The 5910-nt window shown below is 68.1% G+C and carries 5 protein-coding genes; all 5 read left to right on the top strand.

The genetic code is table 11. From position 1 onward, the window contains the following. The first annotated feature begins 327 nt into the window (after positions 1-327). Positions 328-1047: an esterase family protein gene (locus ACOJUJ_RS30185; protein WP_420130645.1), complete on the top strand. Its 720-nt coding sequence runs from the start codon at positions 328-330 to the stop codon at positions 1045-1047. Positions 1048-1157: 110 nt separating this feature from the next. Beyond that, positions 1158-2654: an ATP-grasp domain-containing protein gene (locus tag ACOJUJ_RS30180; protein WP_420130644.1), complete on the top strand. Its 1497-nt coding sequence runs from the start codon at positions 1158-1160 to the stop codon at positions 2652-2654. After that, positions 2651-4021, top strand: coding sequence for a hypothetical protein (locus ACOJUJ_RS30175; protein WP_420130643.1), 1371 nt, complete (start codon positions 2651-2653; stop codon positions 4019-4021). Before ACOJUJ_RS30180 ends, ACOJUJ_RS30175 begins: the two co-directional genes overlap by 4 nt. Positions 4022-4025: 4 nt before the next feature. After that, positions 4026-4520: a hypothetical protein gene (locus ACOJUJ_RS30170; RefSeq protein WP_420130642.1), complete on the top strand. Its 495-nt coding sequence runs from the start codon at positions 4026-4028 to the stop codon at positions 4518-4520. Positions 4521-4620: 100 nt separating this feature from the next. Next, complete coding sequence (locus ACOJUJ_RS30165; RefSeq protein ID WP_420130641.1) at positions 4621-5757, top strand: carboxylate-amine ligase; 1137 nt, start codon at positions 4621-4623, stop codon at positions 5755-5757. The last annotated feature ends 153 nt before the right edge of the window (positions 5758-5910 follow it).

The following is a 5910-nucleotide window of genomic DNA, read 5'->3' as shown; positions in this document are numbered from 1 at the left end:
TGGGTGCATGGGAAGAAGCAGGTGGTGGAGCCCACGCGGAAGCTGAGCGCCACCGAATTGAAGCAACGGGTCTGCAGCTACTACGGATGCGACCTGCTCGACCCAATTGCAAAGCAGGTCGCGTGATATTGCACTAGGCGCGCCGGTCCGGACGCGGCAGAACGCTCGCGGTCCCGCCCGGATCGATCGGAATCAACTCCCGCCTCTTTGCAGCCGCGCACCGGCCCCGTACGTTGGGGCGGGTGCGCGGCTTGCGTGTGGCCGCGCACCGCCCGTGGGGCCGCGGCGCCCCCTTTTGCCACCACGCCTGCCGGAGACGGATTCCGAGTGAACCGCGAACACCACCGCTGGCACAGCCCCTCGCTGGGCCGCGACATGGACCTGCTGGTGTTTGGCCACGCCGGTGCGCGTGTGCTGGTGTTCCCCACCTCCATGGGGCGCTACTACGAGTGGGAGGACCGGGGGATGATGCAGGCGCTGGGCGAGCACCTGCGCAACGGCTGGCTGCAGGTGTTCTGCGTGGACAGCGTAGACGCCGAAAGCTGGTACGCGCGCTACAAGCACCCGCACCAGCGCGCCATCCGCCAGTTCGAGTACGAAAACTACCTGCTGCGCGAGGTGCTTCCGTTCTCGCAGAGCCGCAACCCCAATCCGTTCCTGATGGGCGTAGGCGCCAGCTTTGGCGCGTACCACGCCGTGAACACGGCGCTGCGCCACCCGCACCTGTTTGGACGGGTGATCGGGCTGAGCGGCATGTACGACATCCGCGAGCAGACGGAAGAGTACTACGACGACGCGGTAAAGGCCCACAACCCCTCGCACTACGTGAGCGAGCTGCACGACCACGGTCACCTGGAGGCGCTGCGGCGGATGGACATCATCCTGTGCACCGGCCGGGAAGACCCGTTCGTGGACAACAACCGCTACCTGTCGGGGCAGCTGTGGGAAAAGGGCGTGGGCAACGCCCTGCGGCTGTGGGACGGCTGGTCGCACGACTGGCCGTACTGGATGAGCATGATCCCCACGTACATCGGCGGAAGCGACTGAGGCGGGAAGTGCGGGAGTGCGTTAGTGCGGAAGTAAGACGGGCCCCGGCCGGTGAAAACCGAGGGGCGCATCCTTGATTCCTTGATGAACGCCAGGCGGAGGACGGGCAGATGACGCTGAAAGTGGGGCTGATCGTGGGGCGCGAGTGGTCGTTTCCGCCCGCCTTTATCGAAGAGGTGAACCGGCGCGACGAAGGCGTCACCGCCGAGTACGTTACGCTGGGCGCGCCGCGGATGGACCAGCCCGCCGAGTACGCGGTCATCATCGACCGCATCAGCCACGAGGTGCCGTTCTACCGCACCTTCCTCAAGCAGGCGGTGCTGCAGGGCACCACCGTCGTCAACAACCCGTTCATGTGGACGGCCGACGACAAGTTCTTTGGCGCCGCGCTGGCCACCTCGCTGGGCATCGCGCACCCCAAGACCGTGGTGCTGCCCAACAAGGAGTACATCCCGGGGATCGTCAAGGAAGAGTCGCTGCGCAACCTGCAGTACCCGCTGGACTGGCAGGGCATCGTGGACTACGTGGGGCTGCCCTGCGTGCTCAAGGACGCGCACGGGGGCGGGTGGAAGGACGTGTACATCTGCCGCTCGCTGGACGAGCTCATCTACCACTACGACAGCTCCGGCCTGCTGACGATGGTGGTGCAGGAGTTCATCAAGTGGGACCACTTCATCCGCTGCATCTGCCTGGGGCAGGAGGAGATCCTTCCCATCCGCTACGACCCCGGCGAGCGCAAGTACCACGTGGACCACGCCCACATGAGCGACGAGCTGGGCCGCCGCGTGGTGGCCGACTCGCTCAAGCTGGTGCGGGCGCTGGGCTACGACATGAACTCCATGGAATGGGCGGTCAAGGACGGCATTCCCTACGCCATCGACTTCATGAACCCCGCGCCCGACATGGACGTCTATTCGCTTACGCCCCACTACTTTGACTGGGTGGTCAAGCACATGGCCGACATGGCCATCCACCTGGCCAGGAACCCGCGCAAGCAGGCGGCGGAGGTGGGCTGGGCGTCGCTGTTCCAGGGCCGGCGTGAGATGGAGGCGGCCGTGGCCGCGTCGCCGGTCATCCAGGCGCCGCGGGCGGAGTCGGGCTCGGCCAATGCCTACGCCACGGCGGGTTCGGGGGATGACGCGCGCGGCGGATACCTGATCGGCGGCGGCTGGGGCGGCGGCGCGCGCGTGGAGGGAGGCGACGCGTCCGCGACGTCTCCCGCGCCGGAGTCCGGCGGTGAGAACCCGCCCGTCTCGGATGGCTCCCCCGCCTACGACGCGGGCGGGCCGGACGACGGCGGCGACGATCCGTACAACGCGGCCACGGAATATCCCCCGTACGACGCGGGGAGCGGGGACGCGGACGAGGTGCAGGCGGACGAGGGCGCGGCGGAGATGATGGACGCGCGCGGCGGGTACCTGATCGGCGGCGGGGTCGATCCGGAGTCGGCGAAGCGGGGCGGCGCGCCCAGGCCGGCGGCGGACGTGGACGGGGTTGATTCCTCCGACTTTCTGGTGGGCGACAAGTCCGTCGCCGAGATGGGGGAAGATCCGGGTGACCTGCCGGACGACGTGGTGGACGAAGAAGCGTCGGAGGGGCACGCGTGAGCGACGCGGCGGTCGCGCGCGAGGCCATCGCGCGGTGGCACGGGCTGCTGGAAGACGCGGAGCTCGCGGCCGAGTGCGCGGGGCGCATGGACGAGGAGCACCGGCGGCGCGGGATGTACTTTGGCGAGCGGCCGCTCTGCTCCGTCCTGCGTCCGCGGATGCTGACGCCGGGCCAGTACCGGTGGATCCGGCGCGAGATCGCCACGCTGATGCGCGCGTTCACCCGCATCCACGAGCGCGCGGTGGCGGACGACGCCTTTCGCGCGCAGTTCCGGCTGCTGGACTGGGAGGAGACGCTGGTGCACGACGACCCCGGCTTTTCCTCGCCCAGCCCCACCTCGCGCCTGGACGCGTTCTTCTCGTCCGACGACCAGACGCTGCTGTTTACGGAGTACAACGCCGAGACGCCGGCGGGCGCCGCGTACGTGGACGAGCTTTCCGAGGTCTTTCTGGCCCTTCCGGCCGCGGGAAAGTTCCTGGAAACGCACGTGATGCATCCGTTCCCCGCGCGGCACGGGGTGCTGCACGCGCTGCTGGACGCGTGGCGCGAGTTCAGCGGCGGGCGCCAGCTGCCGCGCATCGGCATTCTGGACTGGACCGACGTGCCCACGGTGAGCGAGTTCCGGTTCTTCCAGGACTACTTTCGCTCGCACGGCATCCAGGCCGAGATCCACGACCCGCGCGAGTGCGAGTACCGCGAAGGCAAGCTGTTCGCCCCCAACGGCTTTCAGATCGACCTGATCTACAAGCGGGTGCTGATCGACGAGCTGGTGCTGCGGATGGGGATCGACAGCCCCGTCGTCCGCGCCGTCCGCGACCGCGCGGTGTGCATGGTGAACCCGTTCCGCTGCAAGATCGTCTACAAAAAGGCCAGCCTGGCCGTCCTGGGCGACGAGCGAAACGCGCACCTGTTCGACGCGGACGAGCTGGCGGCGGTGCGCGCGCACGTGCCCTGGACGCGCGTCGTCGAAGAGCGGCGGACGGAAAAGGACGGCGCCACCATCGACCTGCTTCCCTGGGCCGCGCAAAACCGTGAGCGGCTGGTGCTGAAGCCCAACGACGACTACGGCGGCCGCGGCATTGTCCTGGGCTGGCTGGTGTCGGACGACGAGTGGCAGGCCACGCTGCGCACCGCGCTGGACGCGCCGTACGTGGTGCAGGAGCGCATCACGCTCCCCGAGGAGCCGTTCGCCAGCTGGGTGGACGGGGGGGTGCAGGTGACGAACCGGATGATCGACATCGCCCCCTACGTTACCAACACGGCGCACGTGGACGGCTGCCTTACGCGCATCGCCACCGACCCGCTGCTCAACGTGACGGCGGGCGGCGGCAGCAGCGTGTCGACGTTCCTGGTGGAGGAGCGCTAGGCGGATGGAAGAGCCCGCTGCGCTGCGGGCGCGGCTGGGCTATCCGCCGGACCGCGCCTGCGCCACGGTGGGCGGCCAGCGCATCCGCGGGGCGCAGCTTTCCTGCACGCTGCAGGGCTTCGGCGACTTTCGATGGGCGGACGCGGCCGGCCTCCCACGGACGGACTACACGGCCGAGGTGCCGGTGGCGTTGCTGCTGGAGATGATGGAGCGCGAGCACCCGGACTACGTGGCCGACGCGCTGGCGCACCCGGACCCGGGCGACGCGTACGAGCAGGCCCAGCGCGAGCGCGGCTGGCCGCCCCCGGCGCGGATGCTGGAGGACCCGGTGCTTCTGCCGATGACGCTGGAGCACTACGCCCACGACCTGATGGTGCACTGGTTTGGCGACGGGCAGCCGCCGGAGGTGCCGGGGTGGGTGGCGCACGGCATCACCCGTCACGCGCGGGTGGACGGCACGGTGCTCCTGGAAGGGACCGCGCTGCCGGCCGGGCGCTGAGCGGCCCGGTCCGTGCAGAAAAATCCGTTGGAAATCCGGCCGCCCGGCGGCCATCTCTCTCGCGTCATCAGCCCTGACCCGCACCCCACCGGGACGCCGTATGAAGGAGCCCTCGCTCACCCTCGGCATCGAAGAAGAATACCAGATCATCGACCCCGAAACGCGGGAGCTGAGATCGTACATCACGGAGCTGCTGGAAGACGACCACATGCTCTTGGGCGAGATCAAGCCCGAGCTGCACCAGTCCATCGTCGAAGTGGGCACCAACGTCTGCCACACGCCGCAGGAGGTACGCGCCGAGCTGGTGCGGCTGCGGGGGATGGTGATGGGGCTGGCCGCGCGAAAGGACCTCAAGGTGGTCGCGGCAGGCACGCACCCGTTCAGCAGCTGGATGACGCAGGAGATCACGCCGCTGGAGCGCTACATCGGCGTGCGCCAGGACATGCAGGACCTGGCGCAGCAGCTGCTGATCTTTGGCACGCACGTGCACGTGGGGATCGAGGACCCCGAGTTCCTGATCGACGCGATGAACGTGTCACGCTACTTCATCCCCCACCTGCTGTGCCTGTCCAGCAGCTCGCCGTTCTGGATGGGACGCAACACGGGGCTCAAAAGCTACCGCAGCGTCATCTTCCGCAACTTTCCGCGCACGGGCGTGCCCCGCATCATGCGCGGCTGGGGTGACTTTCAGGAGCTGCAGGAAACGCTGGTGAACACGCGCTGCATCCCCAACGGCAGCAAGATCTACTGGGACCTGCGCCCGCACCACGCGTTTCCCACGCTGGAGTACCGTTTTCTGGACGTCTGCACGCGCGTGGACGAGGCGGTGTGCGTGGCGGCCATCCTGCAGGCCATCATCAAGAAGCTGTGGAAGCTGCGCCGCGACAACATGACGTTCCGCGTGTACGGGGCGGACCTCATCGAAGAAAACAAGTGGCGGGCGGTGCGCTACGGCCTGGACGGCAACCTGATCGACTTTGGCAAGCAGGAGGAATGCCCGGCCAAGGGGCTGATCCGCGAGATGCTGGAGTGGTTTGTGGACGACGTGCTGGATGACCTGGGTACCCGCGCCGAGGTGGCGTACGCGTTCCGCGTGATGGACGAGGGAAGCAGCGCCGACCGGCAGATCGCCGTGTACGAGCGCACGGGCGACCTGAAGGCGGTGGTGGACCACCTGATCGCGGAAAGCGAAGAAGGCGTTCTGCAGACAGCTACTGCCGTGGGTGGTCAGGGATAGAAAAAGAGGGTGGGGTACAGAGACATCTGAGGTGGTCCGTCAACGGTTTCGTATGTGGCGGACCCCCTTCGTTCAGGCCGGTGCCGGGACGCCGAGCCGCTTCACCAGGGGTGAGCGGCGTGCCCAGAGCGATTGGATGTAGCGCGCCTCGTC

The sequence above is a fragment of the Longimicrobium sp. genome (genome assembly GCF_048594345.1).
In the GTDB taxonomy this organism is placed as follows: Bacteria; Gemmatimonadota; Gemmatimonadetes; order Longimicrobiales; family Longimicrobiaceae; genus Longimicrobium.
The sequence above is the reverse complement of the archived record's forward strand: the minus strand, read 5'-3'. Positions and strand labels throughout refer to the sequence as shown.

Coding starts and splice junctions, on each gene's coding strand:
- ACOJUJ_RS30180 (WP_420130644.1), top strand. CDS start 1,158: ATGACGCTGAAAGTGGGGCTGATCGTGGGGCGCGAGTGGTCGTTTCCG.
- ACOJUJ_RS30170 (WP_420130642.1), top strand. CDS start 4,026: ATGGAAGAGCCCGCTGCGCTGCGGGCGCGGCTGGGCTATCCGCCGGAC.
- ACOJUJ_RS30165 (WP_420130641.1), top strand. CDS start 4,621: ATGAAGGAGCCCTCGCTCACCCTCGGCATCGAAGAAGAATACCAGATC.